18 protein-coding genes and 1 tRNA gene are annotated in these 22,127 nt (G+C 34.6%); 13 read left to right on the top strand and 6 right to left on the bottom strand.

What is annotated here, in order from left to right:
• Positions 1–28: 28 nt before the first annotated feature.
• The 13 genes from RM529_RS03820 (at position 29) to RM529_RS03760 (ending at position 16,578) form a co-directional block, all read left to right on the top strand.
• Entirely contained in the window at positions 29–778 is a 750-nt protein-coding gene (locus RM529_RS03820) for a rubrerythrin family protein (protein ID WP_311483419.1), read from the top strand.
• A 387-nt stretch (positions 779–1,165) separates the two neighbouring features.
• Complete coding sequence (locus tag RM529_RS03815) at positions 1,166–5,503, top strand: CusA/CzcA family heavy metal efflux RND transporter (RefSeq protein ID WP_311483418.1); 4,338 nt, start codon at positions 1,166–1,168, stop codon at positions 5,501–5,503.
• Between the two features lie 2 nt (positions 5,504–5,505).
• Positions 5,506–6,672: an efflux RND transporter periplasmic adaptor subunit gene (locus tag RM529_RS03810; protein ID WP_311483417.1), complete on the top strand. Its 1,167-nt coding sequence runs from the start codon at positions 5,506–5,508 to the stop codon at positions 6,670–6,672.
• On the top strand, positions 6,673–7,389 hold the full coding sequence (locus RM529_RS03805; protein WP_151674515.1) for a VIT1/CCC1 transporter family protein: 717 nt from the start codon (positions 6,673–6,675) through the stop codon (positions 7,387–7,389). It begins immediately after the preceding gene.
• A 15-nt stretch (positions 7,390–7,404) separates the two neighbouring features.
• Entirely contained in the window at positions 7,405–7,893 is a 489-nt protein-coding gene (locus RM529_RS03800; protein WP_008610836.1) for a DUF2231 domain-containing protein, read from the top strand.
• On the top strand, positions 7,886–8,470 hold the full coding sequence (locus RM529_RS03795; protein ID WP_008610837.1) for an HD domain-containing protein: 585 nt from the start codon (positions 7,886–7,888) through the stop codon (positions 8,468–8,470). Before RM529_RS03800 ends, RM529_RS03795 begins: the two co-directional genes overlap by 8 nt.
• Positions 8,471–8,502: 32 nt before the next feature.
• On the top strand, positions 8,503–10,479 hold the full coding sequence (locus tag RM529_RS03790) for an LTA synthase family protein (RefSeq protein ID WP_311483416.1): 1,977 nt from the start codon (positions 8,503–8,505) through the stop codon (positions 10,477–10,479).
• A gap of 1 nt (position 10,480) precedes the next feature.
• A complete protein-coding gene (locus tag RM529_RS03785) occupies positions 10,481–11,365 on the top strand; it encodes a diacylglycerol/lipid kinase family protein (protein ID WP_008610841.1) in 885 nt (294 codons plus the stop codon).
• Between the two features lie 238 nt (positions 11,366–11,603).
• Entirely contained in the window at positions 11,604–12,044 is a 441-nt protein-coding gene (locus RM529_RS03780; RefSeq protein ID WP_008610842.1) for a thioredoxin family protein, read from the top strand.
• 1 nt (position 12,045) lies between these two features.
• Positions 12,046–13,026, top strand: coding sequence for an FAD:protein FMN transferase (locus tag RM529_RS03775; RefSeq protein ID WP_008610843.1), 981 nt, complete (start codon positions 12,046–12,048; stop codon positions 13,024–13,026).
• Positions 13,023–13,235: a DUF4266 domain-containing protein gene (locus RM529_RS03770; RefSeq protein ID WP_040879443.1), complete on the top strand. Its 213-nt coding sequence runs from the start codon at positions 13,023–13,025 to the stop codon at positions 13,233–13,235. Before RM529_RS03775 ends, RM529_RS03770 begins: the two co-directional genes overlap by 4 nt.
• 34 nt (positions 13,236–13,269) lie before the next feature.
• Entirely contained in the window at positions 13,270–14,562 is a 1,293-nt protein-coding gene (locus RM529_RS03765; protein WP_008610845.1) for a DUF3570 domain-containing protein, read from the top strand.
• A 69-nt stretch (positions 14,563–14,631) separates the two neighbouring features.
• Entirely contained in the window at positions 14,632–16,578 is a 1,947-nt protein-coding gene (locus tag RM529_RS03760) for a protein-disulfide reductase DsbD family protein (RefSeq protein WP_311483415.1), read from the top strand.
• A gap of 180 nt (positions 16,579–16,758) precedes the next feature.
• Here the strand turns inward: RM529_RS03760 and RM529_RS03755 are convergent, their stop codons facing one another.
• From RM529_RS03755 to RM529_RS03730, 6 genes are all read right to left on the bottom strand, one after another.
• Positions 16,759–17,988, bottom strand: coding sequence for an SEC-C metal-binding domain-containing protein (locus tag RM529_RS03755; protein ID WP_008610847.1), 1,230 nt, complete (start codon positions 17,986–17,988; stop codon positions 16,759–16,761).
• Positions 17,989–18,075: 87 nt separating this feature from the next.
• Entirely contained in the window at positions 18,076–18,786 is a 711-nt protein-coding gene (locus RM529_RS03750; protein ID WP_008610848.1) for a hypothetical protein, read from the bottom strand.
• 7 nt (positions 18,787–18,793) lie between these two features.
• Positions 18,794–19,570: a hypothetical protein gene (locus tag RM529_RS03745; protein ID WP_008610849.1), complete on the bottom strand. Its 777-nt coding sequence runs from the start codon at positions 19,568–19,570 to the stop codon at positions 18,794–18,796.
• 3 nt (positions 19,571–19,573) lie between these two features.
• Positions 19,574–20,479 carry a hypothetical protein gene (locus tag RM529_RS03740; protein WP_008610850.1) on the bottom strand — a complete coding sequence of 302 codons (906 nt, stop codon included), beginning with the start codon at positions 20,477–20,479 and terminating at the stop codon, positions 19,574–19,576.
• Between the two features lie 99 nt (positions 20,480–20,578).
• Positions 20,579–21,799: a site-specific integrase gene (locus tag RM529_RS03735; RefSeq protein WP_008610851.1), complete on the bottom strand. Its 1,221-nt coding sequence runs from the start codon at positions 21,797–21,799 to the stop codon at positions 20,579–20,581.
• Positions 21,800–22,029: 230 nt separating this feature from the next.
• Positions 22,030–22,103, bottom strand: a tRNA-Asp gene (locus tag RM529_RS03730).
• Positions 22,104–22,127 lie beyond the last annotated feature (24 nt).

Here is a 22,127-nt window from a genome sequence, read left to right as displayed (position 1 = left end):
CAGCACATAAAAACCACAAAATGTGGATATGTATTTACATAAAATATTAAACAATTTAAAAACAAATAAAATGAAAAGAACAGCAGTAATACTAGTAATCGGAATGGCACTGTCAACTATGCTTTTTCAGTCTTGTAAAGATACTTCGGTAGATAAAATTGAGGTCAAATTTTCTGAAGAAATGGCTGAGAATACAATGGATACTATTAAAGAAAATGGAGACCCTCAAAAAGCAACTATTCAAAATATGAAGGATGCATTTAAGGGAGAGACAACGGCACATGCCAAGTATGCGGCTTTTAGTAAAAAGGCGGAAGAGGAAGGATACCCTGAAATTGCAATGTTGTTTAAAGCAGCATCAGGAGCTGAATTAATTCACGCAAATAATCATAAAGTGGTTTTACAAAGAATGGGAGAAGCAATACCTTCGGTTACGCCAGAATTTACTGTAGGTAGTACAATAGAGAATTTAAAGAATGCCATTGAAGGCGAAAGCTATGAGTTTAACACAATGTATCCTAACTTCATTAAGGATGCACACGCAGCGGGAAACTATATGGCGCAAATAAGTTTGACCTATGCGTATAAAGTGGAGCAAAAGCATAGGGATTTCTATATAAATGCTTTCAAGGCTTTGGAAGATGGAAAGGTAAGTTCATTGCCATCTGTTTATTACTTATGTCCAACTTGTGGAAACACATATGCAACAACTGCACCTGCACGTTGTGAAATATCTATGACCGACTCTAAATTATTTATAAAAGTGGACTCTCTATAAAGATTTTTGATTGATGGTTAGTGTTGATTGATTGACAAAGGCTCTGAAACTTCTTCAGGGCTTTTGTTTTTATTAACTTCTGTTAAATATTTAGTCAATCTTAAGAATATCTATATTCAGTCTTTAGAATACAAGATTACTTTTATAATAGAATTAGCAGTTTCACCCTTTAAAATGAAAAAGAAAAAAGATTCCCCTTAGCCATTAAATGTTTTTTGATTGGTTTTTTTGGTTAATAGTTGCAAGAGCTCTGAAAACTTTTCAGGGCTTTTGTTTTATGCTCTAAAGAGGAAAAAATAATCTTAAGCCAATCTTAAGAAACGGCTTAGAATACTTTTAGACACCTACTTTACATTTGATTTTATTACTTAATAAACCACCAGAAAAATGTTAGAACGGATTATCCAGTACAGTATTCATCACAAACTTATTGTGCTATTATTTACGGCCGGAATCATCGGATTCGGCTTGTATTCTCTTTCCAATATTCCTATCGGAGCAGTTCCGGATGTGACCAACAATCAAGTACAGGTCATTACTACATCAAGGAACTTAGCCACGGAAGATGTAGAAAAATTCTTGACCTATCCCGTAGAATTGGAAATGGCAAACTTGCCTGGAGTAAAAGAAATCCGTTCGGTTTCCAAATTTGGTTTATCAGTTGTAACCGTTGTTTTCGATGATGATTTGGGTACTTATTTACCACGCCAGCTCATTGCCGAAAAAATTAAAAGTGCCGAAGAAAAAATTCCAGCAGGCTTTGGCAAACCTTTTATGGGTCCAGTTTCTACAGGTCTGGGAGAAATCTATCAATACGTAATCGATGTAGATGCCAAACATAAAGACCAATACTCACTATCAGATGTTCGAACCATTCAAGATTGGGTCGTAAAACGTCAGCTTTCAGGTATTCCGGGAGTTGTAGAAGTAAATACTTGGGGAGGTTACTTAAAAACCTATGAAGTAGCTGTAAACCCTGAAAGACTTCGTGCTATGGACGTTTCTATTTTTGACGTCTTTACAGCTCTTAAAAAAAATAATAGCGTTGCAGGTGGTGGTTATATTGAGAAAATCAATGAAAGTTATTTTATTAGAGGCGAAGGTTTGGTTACTTCTGTTGAAGATATTGAAGATATCGTTGTTACTAATAAAGGCGAAGTTCCTGTGTATGTTAGAGATGTTGCCAATGTTGGCTTTGGTCACGCCAACCGTTTTGGGGCAATCACAGGAAATGGAGACGGAGAAAAAGTACTCGGGCAAGTAATGATGCTTAAAGACGCTAATTCCAACGCAGTTATTGAAGCGGTAAAACAGCGTGTATCGGAAATACAGGCGTCATTACCACCAGGCATATCAATCAATCCTTTTTTAGAACGAAGTGAGCTTATTGGTAAAACGACTTTTACAATCGCCGAAAACCTGATTTTAGGGTGTTTGATTGTCATTTTTGTAGTGGTACTGCTTTTAGGAAATTGGCGTTCTGGTTTAGTCGTAGCTTCCGTTATCCCTTTGTGTTTGCTATTTGCCCTTTCGTTGATGTATATTTTTGGTGTGGACGCTAACTTAATGAGTTTAGGCGCAATTGACTTTGGAATTATCATCGATGGTGCCGTAATTATTGTTGAATTTATTGCCTTTAAAATTACCAGTCAGCGTGCCAAATTATTAGCACTTCCTAAAAATGAAAGACAAGGTTTAATAGATACAATAACTTATCAAGGTGCAACTAAAATGATGAATTCCGCAGTATTCGGACAATTAATCATCATCATAGTATTTATACCTATTTTATCCTTAGTAGGTGTTGAAGGAAAAATGTTCCGTCCTATGGCATTGGTGTTCTGTTTTGCACTTATAGGTGCAATGGTGCTGTGTTTTACCTATATACCAGTAATGGCTTCTTTGTTCATTAAACCATCAAACACCGAAAAGAAAACCATATCATCTCGCTTGATTTCCTTTTTAGAAGATAAATACCGACCTACGATTGCTTGGGCATTACGTAAAAAGAGATTGGTGCTAGGTATGGCTGTTGGTCTATTGGTTTTTACAGGATTTTTATATTCCAGAATGGGCGGCGAATTTGTACCAACCTTAGATGAAGGCGACTTTGTTATTCAACCTGTATTAAAGACAGGGATGTCCTTAAGTAAAACCATTGAAGCCACTACGCAAATGGAAAAAATACTAAAAAAATTCCCAGAAGTGGAACAGGTAGTGAGCAGAATTGGTGCTGCGGAAGTACCAACCGACCCGATGTCTATGGAAGAAAGTGATGTTATTATAAAATTGAAACCAAAAGGCGAATGGACATCTGCCGATTCCAAAGATGAATTAGCAGATAAATTTAAAGAAGCCTTATCTAATGAAATCGCAGGAGTAGATTTTGAGTTTACCCAACCTATCGAAATGAGATTTAATGAATTGATTACAGGAGTAAGAGCTGATTTGGCAATCAAGGTTTTTGGAGAAGATTTAGACGTATTGTATCGAAAAGCATTGGAAATAGAAAAAGCCATTCAAAACGTAGAAGGAGCGGCTGATATTTCGGTAGAAAAAACAGCAGGTTTGCCGCAAATGTCGGTTAAATATAACCGCCGGAAAATTGCCAAATACGGATTGAATATAGAGGACTTAAACAAGGTCATTACAATGGGTTTTGCGGGAATGCCAGCGGGAACAGTATTTGAAGGCGAAAAGCAATTCGATTTAGTGATTCGTTTTGATGATTTGCACAGAAAGGACATTGAGAATATTGAAACCGCATCGGTATCACTTCCCAATGGAACAAAATTACCATTAAGCGAATTTGCAACCATAAGCTATACAAAAGGACCTGCAAAAATTTCGCGGGATAATACCAAACGTCGTATAGTGGTAGGTGTAAATGTTAGAAACCGAGATTTAGAGTCGGTGGTAAAAGATGTACAGGCAATTATTCAAAAGGATATCAAAATTCCAACAGGCTATTCTATAAGCTACGGTGGGCAGTTTGAAAACTTGCGCACAGCTTCGGCTCGATTAAAAATAGCAGTACCTATCGCCTTGATTTTGATATTTGTCCTATTGTACTTCGCTTTTGATTCCGTAAAAGAAGCGTTAATGATTTATAGTGCCATCCCATTATCCGCTATTGGTGGTGTAATGTTATTGTATATAAGGGATTTACCTTTTAGTATTTCGGCAGGTGTTGGATTTATTGCGCTTTTTGGTATAGCAGTATTAAACGGTATAGTATTGATTGAAGAGTTCAAAGAACTAAAAGCACACGGCATAAACAATATCAATAAACGAATATTAATGGGAACAAAAAATAGATTACGCCCTGTATTGCTAACAGCAGCAGCAGCAGCTCTAGGGTTTTTGCCTATGGCAATTTCAACATCTGCTGGAGCAGAAGTGCAAAGACCATTAGCAACTGTAGTTGTGGGCGGATTAATAACCGCAACGATATTGACCCTTGTAGTACTTCCAATTTTATATGCAATGTTCGATAGAAAAGGGCATCATCCTAAAAAGAAGACTAAAGTAAATTTAAAGGCGTTGAGCATTATGCTTTTACTGTTATTACCAATTTTTGGACAAGCACAACAAAACCCGTTAAGTGCGGAACAGACTGTACAATTGGCAATGGAGAATAATAAAGCACTTCAAGCTAGCGCTAAAAGAATCAACCAATCCGAACAAATGGTAGGTAGCGCTATAAATATTGATAAGACACAGGTTTACTATGGCTACGACCAAAACAATATTGCCGAAAATGGTCTGCCTCTAAAAGTTTTTGGATTGAGCCAATCGCTTCAATTTCCTACCATTTATGGTGCACAGCGCAAAGTGGAAAAGCAAAAAGTGGGAATGACGCAACAGCAATATCAACTAAACAAAAGGGTGTTGACCAAAGAAGTATATATGGCTTACTATAACCTTGTTTACAGCAATAATGTGGTTAGACAATACACCTATTTAGATAGTCTGTACAGTCAATTTGCAAGTGCTGCAAAGAAAAGATATAATGTTGGCGAAACCAATTTATTGGAAAAACTTACGGCAGAAACGAAGCAAAAAGAAATAGCCATTGCTTTAACCCAAGCACATGAGGATGTTTCAAGAGCACATACCATTCTCAATCAATGGGTGCAAAGTGACACATTGATTACGGTAAGTGAAGACAAACTTCCAAGGCTAGCATTAGAGGAGCTCAATATCACTAACCACCCAGGAATGTTGTATTACAATTCAGAAGAAAGTTTGGCAAAATCCTCACTCTCGTTAGAACGACAAAAGTTATTGCCCGATATACATTTTTCAGTATTTCAAGGCACTAATAATGGTGTGAATGCAAAAAACTACAATGGGTTTCAAGTGGGTGTTGCAGTACCGTTGTGGTTTGGAGCAAACAAATCAAAAATTAATGCCGCAAAAACCGAAACTATGATTGTGGCCAATGAATTTGAAAATTATAAAATTCAACTGCAATCAAATTATGATGCCCTTCTTTCTGATTTAAAAAAATATCAAGAAACGGTTGATTATTATGAAACTACAGGTAAGAAACTTTCAAAGGAATTAACAACAACCGCTTCAAAAGCATTTCAAAATGGCGAGATAGATTTCTTGCAATATGTACAGCTATTGGAAAGTTCAAAAAACATTGAAATCAATTATTTACAGAACTTAAACAAGTACAACAATACCGTTTTAGAGTTAAACTATTTAACCAATTAAAAATGAAAAATCCACACAACAATTCATCAAATTCAATTTTTTTCAAAAGCCTTTTATTGGTCGCAATAATGGCTTTAGCTTCTTGTAACTCAAATGAAAAAACTGAAGCTGCAAATACAGCCGAAACTGAAACAACTGAAGATACCGACATCATTACAATTACAGAAAATCAGTTTTCTGCAGGAAATATGGAAGTTGGAAAAGTAACCACGCAGCCTTTTAACACCATTGTAAAAGCCAATGGTATGTTTGCTGTGCCACCAGAAAACCAAGCAGATGTAAGTGCTTATTTTGCAGGCTATGTAAAAAACATCAGCCTGTTACCAGGCGACCCTGTTAAAAAAGGACAGACCTTATTCACGATTGAAAATCCTGAATACGTGCAAGTACAACAAGATTTCTTAGAAGCCAAAGGACGTTTGAGCTACTTAAAATCAGATTATGAGCGCCAAAAGGAGTTGATGGCAGATAACTTAACCTCAAAAAAGAATTTTCTAAAAGCAGAATCGGAATATACTGTAACCATGGCGCAATATCAATCCCTTAAAAAGAAGTTGAGCTTAATGAACATTAATCCGAATACATTATCGGGAGAGAATATTCGTTCAGTCATTAGCGTACTATCGCCATTATCGGGTTATGCAACAACCATTAATGCTACTAAAGGAATGTACTTAAATCCTTCGGATGTTGCTGTAACCGTTACTAATACTGATGATTTACACATTGAACTAAAGATTTTCGAAAAAGACCTTCCAATGGTAAAAGAAGGACAATTTATTAATGTACGACTACAAAATGATATGAATAAAGTGTATCAAGGCAAAGTGCATTTAGTAAATAAAGCGATAAATGCCCAAGACAGAACCGTCGCCATTCACGGCGATTTGGTAAACGAAAGTGATGTAAAACTATTTGCACCTGGAATGTATATAGAAGGAGAAATATTAACTACCACTTCAGAACATCCTGCGTTACCAGTAGAAGCAGTTGCGAATATTGATAATGACTACTTTGTTTTGGTTAAAGAAAACGGTACAACTTTTAAAAGGGTGTTAGTCAAAGTGGGTGCTGCTAATAATGGCTTTATTCAAATAATTAACGCCAATGATTTTAAACCAGATACAGAATTTTTGACCAAAGGGACATTTAATCTAATAACAGAATAGATGGAAGATAAAGAACAAGGATTAGACAATTATTTAGATAGCCATTTCATCCACAGAAGTAATTGGTTAAGAGCAGCGGTACTTGGCGCAAATGACGGTATTTTATCAACAGCAAGTCTCGCCATAGGTGTTGCAGCTGCAAGTGCGACACGAGAGCCTATTATTTTGGCAACATTAGCAGGTCTTGTTGCTGGTGCTTTGTCAATGGCAGCAGGAGAATACGTTTCCGTGAGTTCACAAACCGATGTGGAAAAGGCAGACATTGAACGCGAAAAACAAGAATTAAGCGAAATGCCCGAAATTGAATTACAACGCCTTGCAGAAATTTATGAAAAAAGAGGTTTGAAAAAAGAAACAGCTTTAACCGTAGCTAAAGAATTAACAGAACACGATGCTTTGGGTGCACACATTAGAGATGAATTGGGAATAAATGAAATTAGCCAAGCCAAACCTATTCAAGCGGCTTTTGCATCTGGGGCGGCATTTACCGTAGGTGGATTACTTCCTTTTTTGGTAACACTTTTTCTGCCTTTAAATAGTATGGAATATTCTCTTTATGGTTTTGCACTTTTCTTCTTGATAATTCTGGGAGCACTAGCTGCTAAAACAGGCGGTTCAAGTATCGTTAAAGCCATTGCTCGTATCACGTTTTGGGGAACAGTTGCAATGGGTCTAACTGCATTGGTCGGTTACTTGTTCAATGTAAATATGGTTTAAACAAAAAAATAAATTATGAACGACGCACATTTTCATTTAGTAGTCAATCATTTGCCTATTGTGGGCGTATTGATTGGTTTTTTAGTGTTGTTAGCAGGTTTAATTATGAAAAAACCGCAAATCAAAAATACAGCATTAGGTATTTTTATTTTTTCTGCATTAACAGCTATTGCAGCTTTTTTAACAGGTGAAGGTGCTGAAGAAATAGTTGAGAATTTACCTGGAATTAGTGAAACACTAATCCATAAACACGAAGATTATGCAGAATTGTTTCTTACGATGATGCTGATTTTAGGAGGCGTATCGCTAATAACCTTGTTTTTACAATACAAAAAGTTGCCATTCTCAAAATATGGATTTGTACTCATTTTACTGCTTTCTATGGTAACAATGGGAATTGCTAAATACGTTGGGACAAGTGGCGGAGAAATAACACACATAGAGATTAGAAGCGATGCAAATGTTATTCAATTAGATGGAAACCAGGACCACAACGATGATTAGTAGCGTTGCTACATATTGTAAAGATTTATTGACGACTTCAAAATGTTCGGCATTGCCTTTTCATAATCTTCAACATACCAAGGAAGTGGTGCAGAATGTAAAATACTTATGCGCTGCTATGGATATTAATAAGCAAAATACAGAGATTCTTGTCGTTGCAGCGTGGTTTCACGATACAGGATTCTCAACCACCTACAAAGGTCACGAGGATGAAAGTAAATTGATAGCCACCCATTTTTTAAAAAAAGAAAAAGTTAGTAAAGATTTTATAGAAAAAGTCAATAATTGTATCGATGCCACTAAAATGCCACAATGTCCAACCACAGCTTTGGCCGAAGTGCTTTGCGATGCCGATATTTTTCACATCAGCAATTCGCATTTCTTTTATCGAAAACTTTTGCTTCGTAGGGAATGGGAAGTGTATTGCGATAACAAAGTAACCGATTTTGAATGGCATAAACTGAATTTAGAATTTTTAAAAAAGCACCATTTTAGAACCCTTTACGGAGAAGATATCCTTGAACAAGGAAAACAAGAAAATATACATAAAGTAGAACAAATATTAGCTAGTTACTAGCTGAAAATTACATCTTAAAAACCTTAAATAAAATGTCAAAAATCTTCCCAATGCGCTTCACTTTATTCAAAGCCTATATTGGCTTGTTTTTAATACTTTCTTTTATAGTAAGGTGTAGTTTCTTTATTTGGAATTTTTCTGAAGTAGATAAAGAAGCATTTACTCTTATTGAAACCTTCGGAATAGGCTTCTTGTTCGATATAGCAACAATTTCATTTTTTGCTATACCTTATTTAGCATACTTATTGTTTTTTCCAAAACGATTTTATGGTTCTATAGTAGATAAAATCATTACTTATTTTGGATTCTCAATTGGTGTGCTGATTATATTTTTTTCCTTCTTTGGAGAGTTTACATTTTGGGATGAATTTCAAAGAAGATATAATTTTATAGCTGTAGATTATTTAATTTATACTTACGAGGTAGTAAAGAACATTAATGAATCTTACCCGTTGCCTATCCTTATTTCTGCTATGTTAATATTGGTTTTAACGAGTTTATTTATTGTGTATAAGTTAGGCTATTTTAATAAAACATTTAAAAGTGATACCACATTCAAACCTAAATTAATCGCTTCGTTTCCTTGGATAGTTATTGTTGTTATTAGTCTCATGTTTATTACAAATAAACAAGCGGATTTTTCTGAAAACCGATACAATAACGAACTGGCAAAATCAGGAATTTACTCATTCTTTGCAGCCTTCCGTAATAACGAGTTGCCTTATAATGAATTTTATAAAACCATTCCAAAAGAAGAAGCTTTTAAAACCGTTAAAGCGAGTTTGTTAAATTCAAAAAATGCGTTTGGAAATGCAAATATAAATTCGATTTATAGAACAATATTAAATACAGATAGTATTCAGAAATCAATAACACCCAATGTCATTTTCATTTGTATAGAAAGTTTAAGTGCCGATTTTTTAAGTGAATTTGGTAATAAAAATAACATTTCACCAATACTAGATTCATTAGCCAATAACAGTCTGTTATTTCTAAATCTCTATGCAACAGGAACACGAACAGTAAGAGGAATGGAAGCGATAACCTTATCCATTCCGCCAACACCAGGACGTAGTATTGTAAAACGAAAAAATAATCAAGATTTATTTACCATTGGAGAGGTATTTAAACAAAAGGGTTACGAACGTAATTTCTTCTATGGAGGCGATGGCTACTTTGATAATATGAACACCTATTTTGGAGGAAACGGTTTTAATATCGTTGATAGAGGACGTGGTTTTCTCTTGGATAAAAACATTACAACCACTCGTACTAATATTGAAGATGACGAAGTTACTTTTGAAAATGCTTGGGGAGTTTGTGATATGGATATTTACAATAAAGTACTAAAAGAAGCTGATAAGGCCTACGTAACGGGAAAACCATTTTTCGATTTTGTAATGACGACTTCTAATCACAAACCTTATACCTACCCAGAGGGCAAAATAGATATACCTTCAGGAACAGGGAGAAATGGCGCAGTAAAATATACCGATTATGCAATTGGTCAATTTATAAAAAAGGCACAGCAAAAACCTTGGTTTAAAAATACGGTATTCGTAATAATGAGTGACCATTGTGCAAGTAGCGCAGGACGTTGGGAATTGGATGTTAAAAATTACCACATACCGGCATTAATTTTCAATTTACCGAATCAACAACCAGAAAAAATAAACAAGCTGGCTTCTCAAATTGATGTATTTCCAACCTTGTTTTCGGCCCTGCATTGGAACTATAAGTCCAATCTCTTCGGAAATGATATTATGTCAATGCAACCACAAGATGAGCGTGCGTTTATAGGAAACTATAGAAAATTAGGGTATCTAAAAGACAATAAAATCTTGATATTAGATGAACAGAAAAATGCAAATTTCTACTCTTGGAATCCTTCAGATAATAGCTTGACAACCATTCCTTCCGAAGAAAGTTTTGAGAAAAAAAGTATTTCATTCTATGAGGTTTCAGATGATTTATATAGAAATGAAGGTTTAAAACTAAAGCGTAAATAAGGTGGTAACTATTCATTTCATAATTAACCCAATTGCAGGAACCGGTCATCATAGTTTTTCTGAAACATTACTTCATAATTACTTTGAAGTAGATAAATATAATATCAGTATTAAATTTTCAAATTACAAAGGACACGCAATCGATTTAACCAAAGAATCTATCAAACAAAAAGCGAATATCATTGTTGCTTGTGGCGGAGATGGCACTATAAATGAAGTGGCTTCAACTTTGGTTGGCACCTCTATTCCTTTAGGTATTATCCCAATTGGTTCAGGTAATGGTTTAGCTTCTAATTTGAATATTCCAAGAAATATTATAAAAGCACTTAAAATCATTAAAAATAATAACCAAACAAAAATTGATGTTGGCTGCATAAATGAAAGATATTTTTTTAGTAATACTGGTTTTGGCTTTACGGCTAGTGTTATAGGAAACTATGAATCTTTAAAGCAAAGAACACTTTTTTATTATATAAAAGCTTCTTTTAAATCATTTAAAGAATTTAATAAAGTAAAGGAAAATATTACCATTATAAATGGCGCTTCTGAAATCGTAAATCCATTTTTAATTTTTATTTCAAATTCAAATGTAATGGGGTATAATTTCAGTTTAACACCTAAAGCTTCATTACAAGATGGTCTGTTAGATGTGGTTATTGTACCTAAAATAAGTAAACTGAAGATGTTACTTTTTGGCTTTTGTATGATAATCAAAAAACCAAATGTATTAAAAGGCGTTAAAAGCTTTCAAACAAAGGAAATTTTGCTTTCTCGAAATCAAAATAATTTTTTCGAATTTCAAATTGATGGAGAATTAGCTCAACTAAAAGAACAATCTCTTTCTGTGTATTTAAAAGAGAAGTCATTACGTGTTATCATTTGTTAAAAAAAAATAAAATATGAGACAAATTAGTTTAATTAAATTAAGTAAATCGATTGCCTTTTATGTTGAATGTGAAGAGTTATAAAGAAGATGAACGTATATTTACCAAAGGCAGAAGCAATTTATTAGGCTTATATCGAGCCATTAAAAGTTTATGTTTTTATTAAAAATAATTGATATCATTATATGATATTAATAAAAAAAACCGTTTAGTATATAACTTTGTAAATTATTTTATTTTATGAAAAAAAATTTATCAGTAGCATTGTTATTTATAGCTACAATTACCTTAGTAAATGCCCAAGAATGGCAAACAAATTTTGCGAAAGCAAAAGAAAAAGCAGCAAAAGAAAGCAAACCAATTATACTAGTTTTTCAAGGCTCGGACTGGTGTGCACCTTGTATAAAGTTAGATAGAGAAATTTGGAGCACAGAAGTTTTTAAAACCTATGCAGCAAAACATTATGTAATGTTACGAGCTGATTTTCCTAGAAAAAAGAAAAACGCATTATCAGAATCTCAAACAAAAGCCAACGCTACACTTGCAGAAAAATACAACAAACAAGGTTATTTCCCATTTGTGGTAGTGCTTGATTCTAATGGTAACGTTTTAGGCGAAAATAGTTATAAAAAAACAACACCAGAAAATTATATTAAAGAATTAAATACATTTATAAAATAATTTGAAACATCATTTTTTTATATTATTTCTGTCTTTTACATTAGCTTGTATTGCTCAGGAGCCGTACAAACGCACACTCAAATTAATGGGTAGTCGTTTTGATATTACGGTTGTTGCTAACGATTCTGTACAAGGAAACCAATATATTGATACCGCTGTTGCGGAAATTTCAAGAATAGAAAAACTCATCTCATCTTGGGATGGAAATTCTCAAACTTCAAAAATTAATAGAAATGCCGGAATAAAACCTGTAAAAGTAGATTCAGAACTTTTTGAGTTAATAGAAAGAGCCATTGGAATTTCAAAACTTACCGATGGTGCTTTTGATATCAGTTATGCATCAATGGACAACATTTGGAAATTTGATGGTAGTATGACCACTATGCCTTCGGAAGAAGAAATTACAGCTTCGGTATCTAAAGTGGGTTATCAAAATATTATACTTAACAAAGAAAATAGTACGGTTTTCTTGAAATCTGAAGGGATGAAAATTGGCTTCGGTGCCATTGGCAAGGGCTATGCGGCAGATAAAGCCAAAGATTTACTAATTTCAAAAGGAGTGCCATCAGGAATCATAAATGCTTCTGGAGATATGAATACTTGGGGAAAACAGCCCAATGGAAAAGAATGGAAAGTGGCCATTACCAATCCAATAGATAAGAATAAAGTTTTTGCTTTGCTTCCTATTACAAACGAAGCAGTTGTAACCTCTGGTAATTATGAAAAGTTTGTCAATTTTAACGGCACTCGGTATTCACATATCATAGACCCACGAACAGGTTATCCATCTACCGGAATTATAAGCGTAACCGTTTTTGCACCCAAAGCAGAATTGGCTGATGCTCTGGCAACGTCCGTTTTTGTAATGGGAAAAGAAGCGGGATTGGACCGTATCAATCAATTGCCAAAAATAGAATGCATCATTATAGATGATAAAGGAAATATCACAAAATCAAAGAACATAGAAATCGATAAACTATGATGAAGAAAATAATAATGCTCACTATGATTACGTGCTTCTTTAGCAGTTGCGTAGTGGTTAAGGAATATGAGAAGGTTAATATAAATGACCCAGATATGGCACTCGCAGATAAGAAATGTGACCGTAATGTAACAACTGCACATTCTTATAGAGAAGCTGCCGTTGGGGCAAACGGAGGAAAAACTGGAGGAGGCTGCGGCTGTAATTAAATCAAAATTTCAATTGAAAAAATTTATTCTTTTTATGTGTGTATTCGCTTTTGCGAAAGCGTACTCTCAAACTAGTCAAGACTCAACCAAAGTCTATAAAAAACGTGTATTAGAAACTGTTGAAGTAGATTTTTTATCAAGCTATTATAGTCAAGATGGAGATAACGCAGCGGTAAGCGGTGGTATCGGGACTGAAGAATTGACTGATGTTACAGGGACATTTGTAGTCTCTATTCCTTTAAATGATGATGATGTATTAACAATTGATGCAGGTGTATCGGCATACACCTCTGCTTCATCAAGTAATGTGGGGCCTTTTGATGATGGTCCTGCAGACCCTTTTCAAGCGTCATCAGGTGCATCAAGTAGTGACTTGTGGGCGAATGTAACAGGAAGTTACAGTCATAGTTCTGACGACCGAAACGATATTTGGTCTGCCAAATTATCGGTATCCACTGAATACGATTACTTTTCGGTAGGTGTCGGGGGTAGTTATACCAAACTTTTTAACGAAAAAAACACTGAAGTTAGTGTAAACGGGAATGTATATATAGATACCTGGAACGCTATTTATCCTACAGAATTGAGGCCGTTTGGTGCTGGTGGAGATGGATTGAATAATCGTTTGTTTACCCAAAATACCATAACAGGAAATGCCAATTATAATCCGAGGTTTGAGCCTTTTGATAGTGAAGGGCGTAATTCCTATTCCTTAGGCTTTGGTTTCTCGCAAATTTTACATAAAAATGTACAAGGTTCATTGGCGTTAGATTTTGTGCAACAACAAGGGTTGTTGTCTACACCATTTCAACGCGTCTATTTTGGAGATGTAGCCGATTCCTTTATTGATGATTTTCAGCTTGCAGATGCTATTGAGCGCTTGCCCGATTCAAGATTTAAAGTAGCTGTAGGTGGTCGTTTAAATTGGTATCTCAATGAAACCTTTACAGTAAGAACCTTCTATCGTTATTATTTTGACGATTGGGGAATCAATTCACACACTGCAAGTATTGAAGTGCCAGTGAAAATTACCGATAAGTTTACGCTGTATCCTTCTTACAGGTTCTATAATCAAACCGCAGCCGATTATTTTAACCCATACGAAGGTGCTTTGTCCACAGATGAGTTTTACACTTCAGATTATGACCTTTCGGAATATTCGGCAAATCAATTTGGGTTTGGAGTGTCTTACACAGACATTTTTGCGAAAGCCCATCTCTGGAAATTTGGACTTAAAAGTATAGACCTGAAATTCTATCAATATGATAGGGATACCACATTTAGTTCTAGCATCATTACAGCAGGATTTAAGTTTGTGATGGATTAACTCAAGATTTATAAAATGATAACTGTCTTGTGGTTTTTAACCACAGGGCAGGAAAACTATACCTTATGTATGAAGAAATTAATAATAATATTTGCTGTTTTTGCAAGCTTTTTAGCAAATGCGCAACAGGGAATTATTGAGCCTGTTACTTGGAATTCTAAAGTGCAAAAGATTTCTGATACCGAATATAATATTATTCTAACGGGTAGTATTGATGAAGAATGGCACGTTTTTTCTCAATTTACTAATGAAGATGGTTCTTTACCTTCGGTATTAACTTTTAAAAATAGTGAAGGGAATTATGAACTGGTAGATAATGCAAAAGAAGGTGAAACCGTAAAGGCATTTAACGATATTTTCGAAGTAGAGGAAACCTACTTTTTAAATAAAGCCCAATTCACACAGCGTATAAGCTTACTTTCAGAAGGTGTAAAACAAGTAAATGTTCATTTGGAATATCAGGTATGTAAGGACGTCTGTATTAACAAGGAAGAAAATTTCATTATAAACTTGGACGGGACTAAAGCTGAGCTTACTAATGTAGTATTAGACGAAAAAAGTAAAGCACTCTCTAATAGTTTGCTATTAGATTTAAAGCACAAAGAACGCTTACAATCCGGTTCAGATGAAATCACCACAGAAGGTAATTTATGGAAAATTTTTGCACTTGGCTTTTTAGGCGGCCTTGTAGCGTTGCTCACCCCTTGTGTGTTTCCTATGATACCACTTACGGTATCTTTTTTTACCAAGCAATCCGGTAATAAAAGTAAGGGAATCACAAATGCCATTTTATATGGAGCTTTTATAGTCATTATCTATGTGGGCTTAAGTGTTCCATTTCATTTTTTGGATTCGGTAGACCCGGAAATTTTAAATACGATATCTACAAATATTTGGCTCAATGTTATATTTTTTATCATATTCATCTTTTTTGCTTTTTCATTCTTTGGTTATTACGAATTAACATTGCCTAGTTCCTGGTCAAATAAAATGGATTCCGCTTCTAGTGCTGGTGGTCTAATAGGAATCTTCTTTATGGCGGTAACACTCGCTTTGGTTTCTTTCTCGTGTACAGGACCCATTTTAGGCTCGCTATTGGCAGGTTCGCTAACTAGTGCTGGTGGTGCGTTTCAACTTACCGCAGGAATGACTGGATTTGGTGCTGCACTTGCGCTACCATTTGCACTATTTGCCTTGTTTCCTAACTTGTTGAAATCCTTACCAAAATCTGGCGGATGGTTAACCACAGTAAAAGTGTTATTAGGTTTTGTGGAGCTAGCATTGGCCTTTAAATTCTTATCAAATGCGGATTTGGTAGCACATTGGGGAATTCTTAAACGAGAAGTTTTCATAGGTATTTGGATGGTCATATTCCTGTTAATGGCATTATACTTCTTTGGTGTTATTCGCTTTCCACACGATGGCAAAAAGAAATTGAGTTTCCCAAAAATTTCATTTGCCATATTAGTGGTTGCGTTTGTCATTTATCTAGGAACGGGACTTACTAAAAATTCACACCTAAAATTGTTGGCAGGGTTTCCGCCACCTACATTTTACAGCCTATATGAACAAGAATCTGATTGTCCACTAGGGTTAGACTGCTATAAAGATTTTGATGAAGGTCTCGCTTTTGCGAAAGCGAATAACAAACCTATTCTTTTAGATTTTACAGGATGGGCTTGTGTTAATTGTAGAAAGATGGAAGAAAATGTTTGGAGCGACCCAAAAGTTTATAAACTACTAAAGGAAAACTATGTTTTAATTTCACTTTATGTAGACGACCGCAAAGCACTCTCTGAAGATGAGCAATTCAAAATAAAACTTAGCGAAAATCATTTAAAATCTATTGAAACCGTAGGCGATAAATGGTCAACATTTCAATATGTAAACTTCCAGACGGCTTCTCAACCTTACTATGTAACTATGAATGCCAACCTTGAAATACTCAACGAGGCAAAACAGTATGCTGGGATTGATGAGTATTATGAGTGGTTAAAGGTTGGTGTTAGGAAGTAGAATTTTGTTTGCTTTTGTTATTTTAAGTTGCGCTATAATTATTTAACTATCACGTTTTTATCAAATGCATAGGTTATGGTTTCGACATAAAATTATTTGTCGATAAAAACTATCACTCAAAAGTTAATAACACTATCCAATGCATCATCAGCATCTTTGTGGATGAGAAATCTAAATAATTTAGGCTTTAGGAAGATGACAATCTTTAAAAGCTTTCCCGCTTTTACAAGGACAAGGATCATCTGGGGACATAAACATTTCTTTTACTACAAAATCTGCTTCCCCTTTAAATTTTCCTTCTTTACCAGTTTCCGCAATTTTTAAAATTTCTTCCATTTCAGCTTCTTTTGTTTTTAATTCTTCGGCAGAAGGTTTGAGTCTTCGAGTAAGTTCCATATCAAAAATATTGTCCCATATTCGATACGTTTCAGAATCTTTAACAGGCGGCTCATCAAATACTTTCCCTTCTACATTTACTGCTTTGAATTTTTTAAAATCGTCTTTAAGTTGTGGTAATGTGACAAAGAATGTATCGGTTGGTTGGACAGCAAAGAAGAGATTCTTTAAAAATTTGTCATTTGTACTAAACACTCTTGCAAAAGGCGCATAGAACAAGTATTCTAAATCCAAGAGGTTTGTTAACCGTTCCCCACACAAAGAATTATTTATACCAATGAAGTAGAGGCAGACAATTTCGTAACAATACATAGCATAATTGGCAAAGCTATGTAAATCTGGATGTGACTCGTTTTTCCATCGAGCTTGGATAGACTCTCTTAAGTCTGGACTGATTTCAAAATAATCTATTACAAGATTTAATGTGTCAGCGGGTTCAAGTTCAACATAAAGTCGTTCCTGTAATCGTTCTTTTAATGCTAAAAACTTCTCTTCGTTTGAAGGTTTGTGGTCTTTTATTTTTATGCCTTTAAGATGGTCAAACTTTCCTTTAAATTCATCTACTACATTTTCATCTTTAGATTCTGTTCGCCATACTTCAGCTATGATTTCATCCAATTTGTCAAAATCGCCTTTTTTCCATCGTTTAATAGAGAGTTCTTCGAGTGTTTCAACGAATGTCATTCCTTTTTTTGTTGGCGTATTTATGGATTTCTTAGCGTTTAGAAAAGGTCGATTATCAGCTGTGGTAAATTCGCCAGTCAATGATTTTTCAACCAGCACCTTATAATTCATATTCACATAGGCATTATATGGGAACATTTTTTTTGCAAGATCAATAACTTGGTCTTTAGGTGTTTTTCTACCTTCCTTTTCTTCTTTTGCAAGGTCGCCAAGAATCTCTGAAACCAATAAGGGTGTAATGTTGACGATGTAATATTTATGAAGTTCTATTATATCTTCATAATTAAGACCTTGGAATGTTGATTTATCTAATACTATTGGTATTGACATATTTGTAGTTTTAATTTCGCAAAATTCATTTTGTTTTTATGTCTTTCAAAATTATCATTATTTGCGAATAAAACTTTTCGCTTGGAATTATAGATATAGACCTGGAATATATGTTTTAGGTGTAAGAAATGGAATTGACAATCTCGCCTGAACGGTTTGATTAAAATTGAAATTTTTGAAATCTGTTACTTCATAAAAATCATTTCGAGTAGGTTCAGAATCCAAAGCATATACAACACCATATGGTGGGAATGTAATTTCCCCAAGGGTATGATAGCCTTTTTTAGTTCTTGCCATTCCCCAACCATTTCTTACTTGTTTTGTAACGGTGTGATAAACAAAAACTCTCAAACTTTCTGGAAAAGCCTTTGAGTCTTTATCCAAAATGTAATCTGAAAGCCCTTTTAAATTTAATAGCTGGTCGCTTGTGTCTATGGCCATAAACATTGCTAATATCTGTTTTAAAATATTTAGGGGCTGTATGGCATATTCAAAGTTTATGGTTTTCGACGCCCAGATTCTATTTGTTAAAGCCATCATCCCCATATAGGCAAACTTTTTATAGCTGTCCCCATAGTAACTGCCCGTAAGATTATTACAAGGCTCGCATAAATAATAACCACCAGCACCTTGATTACTACGAATTTTTTTACCGTACAAATAGCTTTTTTTGTCGTGAAGATGGATGGACTTTTGAAAGAATACAGGATTAGAATTAAATGCACTTTGTGGTGGAACGCGCTCGAACGTTAGTTTTCCATAATTACCGCAAATTCTGCAAATTCCTTCTTTCTTCAAATAATACTTAGTGATTAAGGTTTTTAATTTTCTCAGTTAATTCTTTGTTTTGAAATCTTTCTTTAGCTTCACGTTCAATTCTTAATCCCAAGCCTTTTGTCTGATTGATATGATTTGAGGTAAGTTGACTGATATAGGCATAGATTATACCAACGTCCTTATTCATTTTTGTGTTCCAGTCGAAGTTATAAAGTTCTTTCAATTCTTCTGTCGGTGTAGTTCTGAATACGAAATTAGGGTTTTTATAGTGTCTGCCATCGTCCAGCAATATGACCATAAGAAAGACTCTGCTAAACCCTATCTTAACGTAGCCATCTGCTTGCTTTGTTCCCTTTTTCTGAACGCTTGTAATCTTGTTGATTTTTGGCGATTGATTTTCTAAGGATTCTGATTTTACTATTTTACATTCTATTCCAACAGCATTACTTTCATCGCTTGCTTTGTAAAGAAGGATATCAATATCGCCAGGTTTCTTTTTAGGTTCAGTAATTGGTTCCTTTACGCCACAATGATGGATGACAGAGGATGATGAAAATAGCTTTCTGTATAACATCTGTTTAAAATTATCATTGCTTATTAACCAATCAATGACATCGTTCTCATTTTCAAAGGTTCTGGTCACACTTACATCTGGCTCGGAATTATTTACAAAAAATGAAATTTTTGATGCGCCCGTTATAGGTTGTCTATCTGAAATGACAAACTGTGTAACCTCGTATTCCGGTGGTGGTTCTTTTTGAAAGAAAGCCTTAATTGTTTTTTGAAGTCTCGCCAGTATTTTCATAGATTAAAATGGCAATACTTGGTCAGTAAATTGCTTGAATATTTCACTGGCGAGCGCTTTGTCGAATGCTTTTTGAGATACTAAATCATACAATTTAGCTTTAAGAAGTTGACCAAATGATTTTTTGTCAAGGTTTGGAATATCCTCTCGTAGCTCATCAAATTCATCGAAGATGATTTGCTGGCCATAACCTAATTTTTCAATTTCTGAGAGTACTTTTTTAATCAGTTCCTTTAGTTCTTCATCAGAACTGCTAATTTTTGAGTAGTCTGTAACCTTTACTTTTCTTGCCTGTTCTATAGCGTATTTACCCTCAAGAGTTAAACGAGCACCAGTATCCTTAGTTGTAAGGATATCGACAAATCCTCTATTCTCTAACATTTTACCATAATCCCAATCTTCCCCGTGAATTTTCATTTCCACACCATTGCCTTCAAGTATCCACTTGATGGAATGATATTTTCTGTCATCGTATAGCTCATATAATTTGGAAAGAACGAGGTCGAGCCTACCGTCTGTGTCTAAATTTTTTCGTTCTTCTAAATCAATTTCATCAATCCTCACAATAGCATCTGAAATGGATAACGATTTCACATAATAAGCAAGACCATTAATCTCACTTTTAAGTGCTTCAATAGTATTTCTTATTTTTTGAGCAATGGGTAGCTTGAAACCAGTATTGAATCCACGTTTCTCTTTAAATTCATAGCCAAAATTTCTATGTTCAGGTTCAAAAGAAGTTTTTACGTAGTCAATTACTTCGCTTTCCCAGCTTTGCTTTTCTTCCTTTAGGTTTTCTAAATCATTTTCAGTTCTTGAAGACTTATATTTTTCAACTAAAGCTTTGCCTTCTGCTTTGTGTCCTTCAATTTTATTTTTGAAATCTTTCCATTTGACCTTTAGAATCATAAAAAATATTTTAGTTCATAAAGGTAGTGGAATGGAAATGCAAACTATTAAATTCTTAATTGAAGATTTCAACAGTCCGTTAAATCTAATTAAATTTTATTAGCCAATTTTTGATTTGAGAAGCGCCATATCATCACTCACTTTCCTCTCAACGACCCTTGCATAGATTTGTGTTGTGGATAGTTTGGTATGCCCTAATAATTTGGATACCGTCTCTATTGGAACACCATTGCTTAAAGTTACTGTTGTAGCAAAAGTATGGCGAGCCATATGAAAAGTTAGGTTTTTTTTGATACCACATAGGTCGGCGATTTCTTTTAAATAACTGTTCAATTTCTGATTGGATAACCTGGGCAAAAGATTGGATGTGTCATTGGTTCTATAATGGTCTTTATATTTATCTATTAAGATTGCAGCTTTGGGCAATAGTGGAATTTTGAACGGTGCACCTGTTTTTACCCTTTTGGCCATTATCCAAGGACTACCATCTATACCCATTACAATATTATCTTCATTTAATTGTACAATGTCAACATAAGAAATACCGGTGTAACAACTAAAAACAAATAAATCTTTCACAACCATAAGACGCTCTATGGACGAAGACAAATCTTCAATACTTAATAATTCAAAATCTGTAAGGAAACCACGTTCTTTCTTTTCAATTTTCATTTTAAAATTGACAAACGGGTCTCTTTCCATCCATTTCATCCGATAGGCAAGAGTAACCATTCTGCGTAAACGCTTAATATGCTTCATTGCGGTATTATTGCCAATTTTAGATTGACCACTTTTAGGTACATACGACCGAAGAAAATCTTCAAAGCCCACGATAAAACCATATTCAAGGTTGAAGAGTGGGATGTCTGTAAGTTTGTATTCCTTTAGAATATATTCCATCATATAACGTTGACTGGTCTTATATTGACCCATCGTATTCCTATGCAACTTGTGTTGCATCTTTTCATTGTAGTAGTCTACAAGGTTTTGAAAGGAAAAACGTGTTTTATCTTCGCCTAAAAATTTGGCTTTGACCATTTGGGAAGTGAAAGGCACTTCATCCCTCTTGAAATCTTCGTAAATCCTATATACTTTTGATTGTACTTCGTTCAAGTAAAGATTGAGAATACGGGAATCCTTATCGGTCCCACTTGCTCTTTGTAGTTTTTCATCCCAAGTAGAAATATTGATTTTCTTCTTGAGACTAATGTTAACACGTTTACCGTTTAAGGTAACCCGAATGTAGATGTTTGCTTTGTTGTTTACAGCACGTTTTCCGTACACCCAAAACAAAATTGAAAATGTTGATGAAGTTCGCATAATTGTCGTCTTTAATGATTAAACATTTAGTGAGACGAAAGTCAAATCAACTATACTAACATCAGTAAGTTACGTCAATCTGTCAACATAATCGCAGATAAAAAAATATGTTGACGATTTGTGACCTTTTAGATGCAAATGATATGAAATTATATGATTGCCCTAAAAACATAAAACCTTGCAAATCATAAGATTTACAAGGTTTTGAGGGAATTTGATTTCCCATTTAGCGGTCTGGACGAGACTCGAACTCGCGACCCCCTGCGTGACAGGCAGGTATTCTAACCAACTGAACTACCAGACCGTTGCGTTATTGCGAGGGCAAATA

It is taken from the genome of Autumnicola edwardsiae, from assembly GCF_031846505.1.
Taxonomy (GTDB): domain Bacteria; phylum Bacteroidota; class Bacteroidia; order Flavobacteriales; family Flavobacteriaceae; genus Autumnicola; species Autumnicola edwardsiae.
Note: the sequence above shows the minus strand (reverse complement) of the source record. Positions and strands in the feature narration are given on the sequence as shown.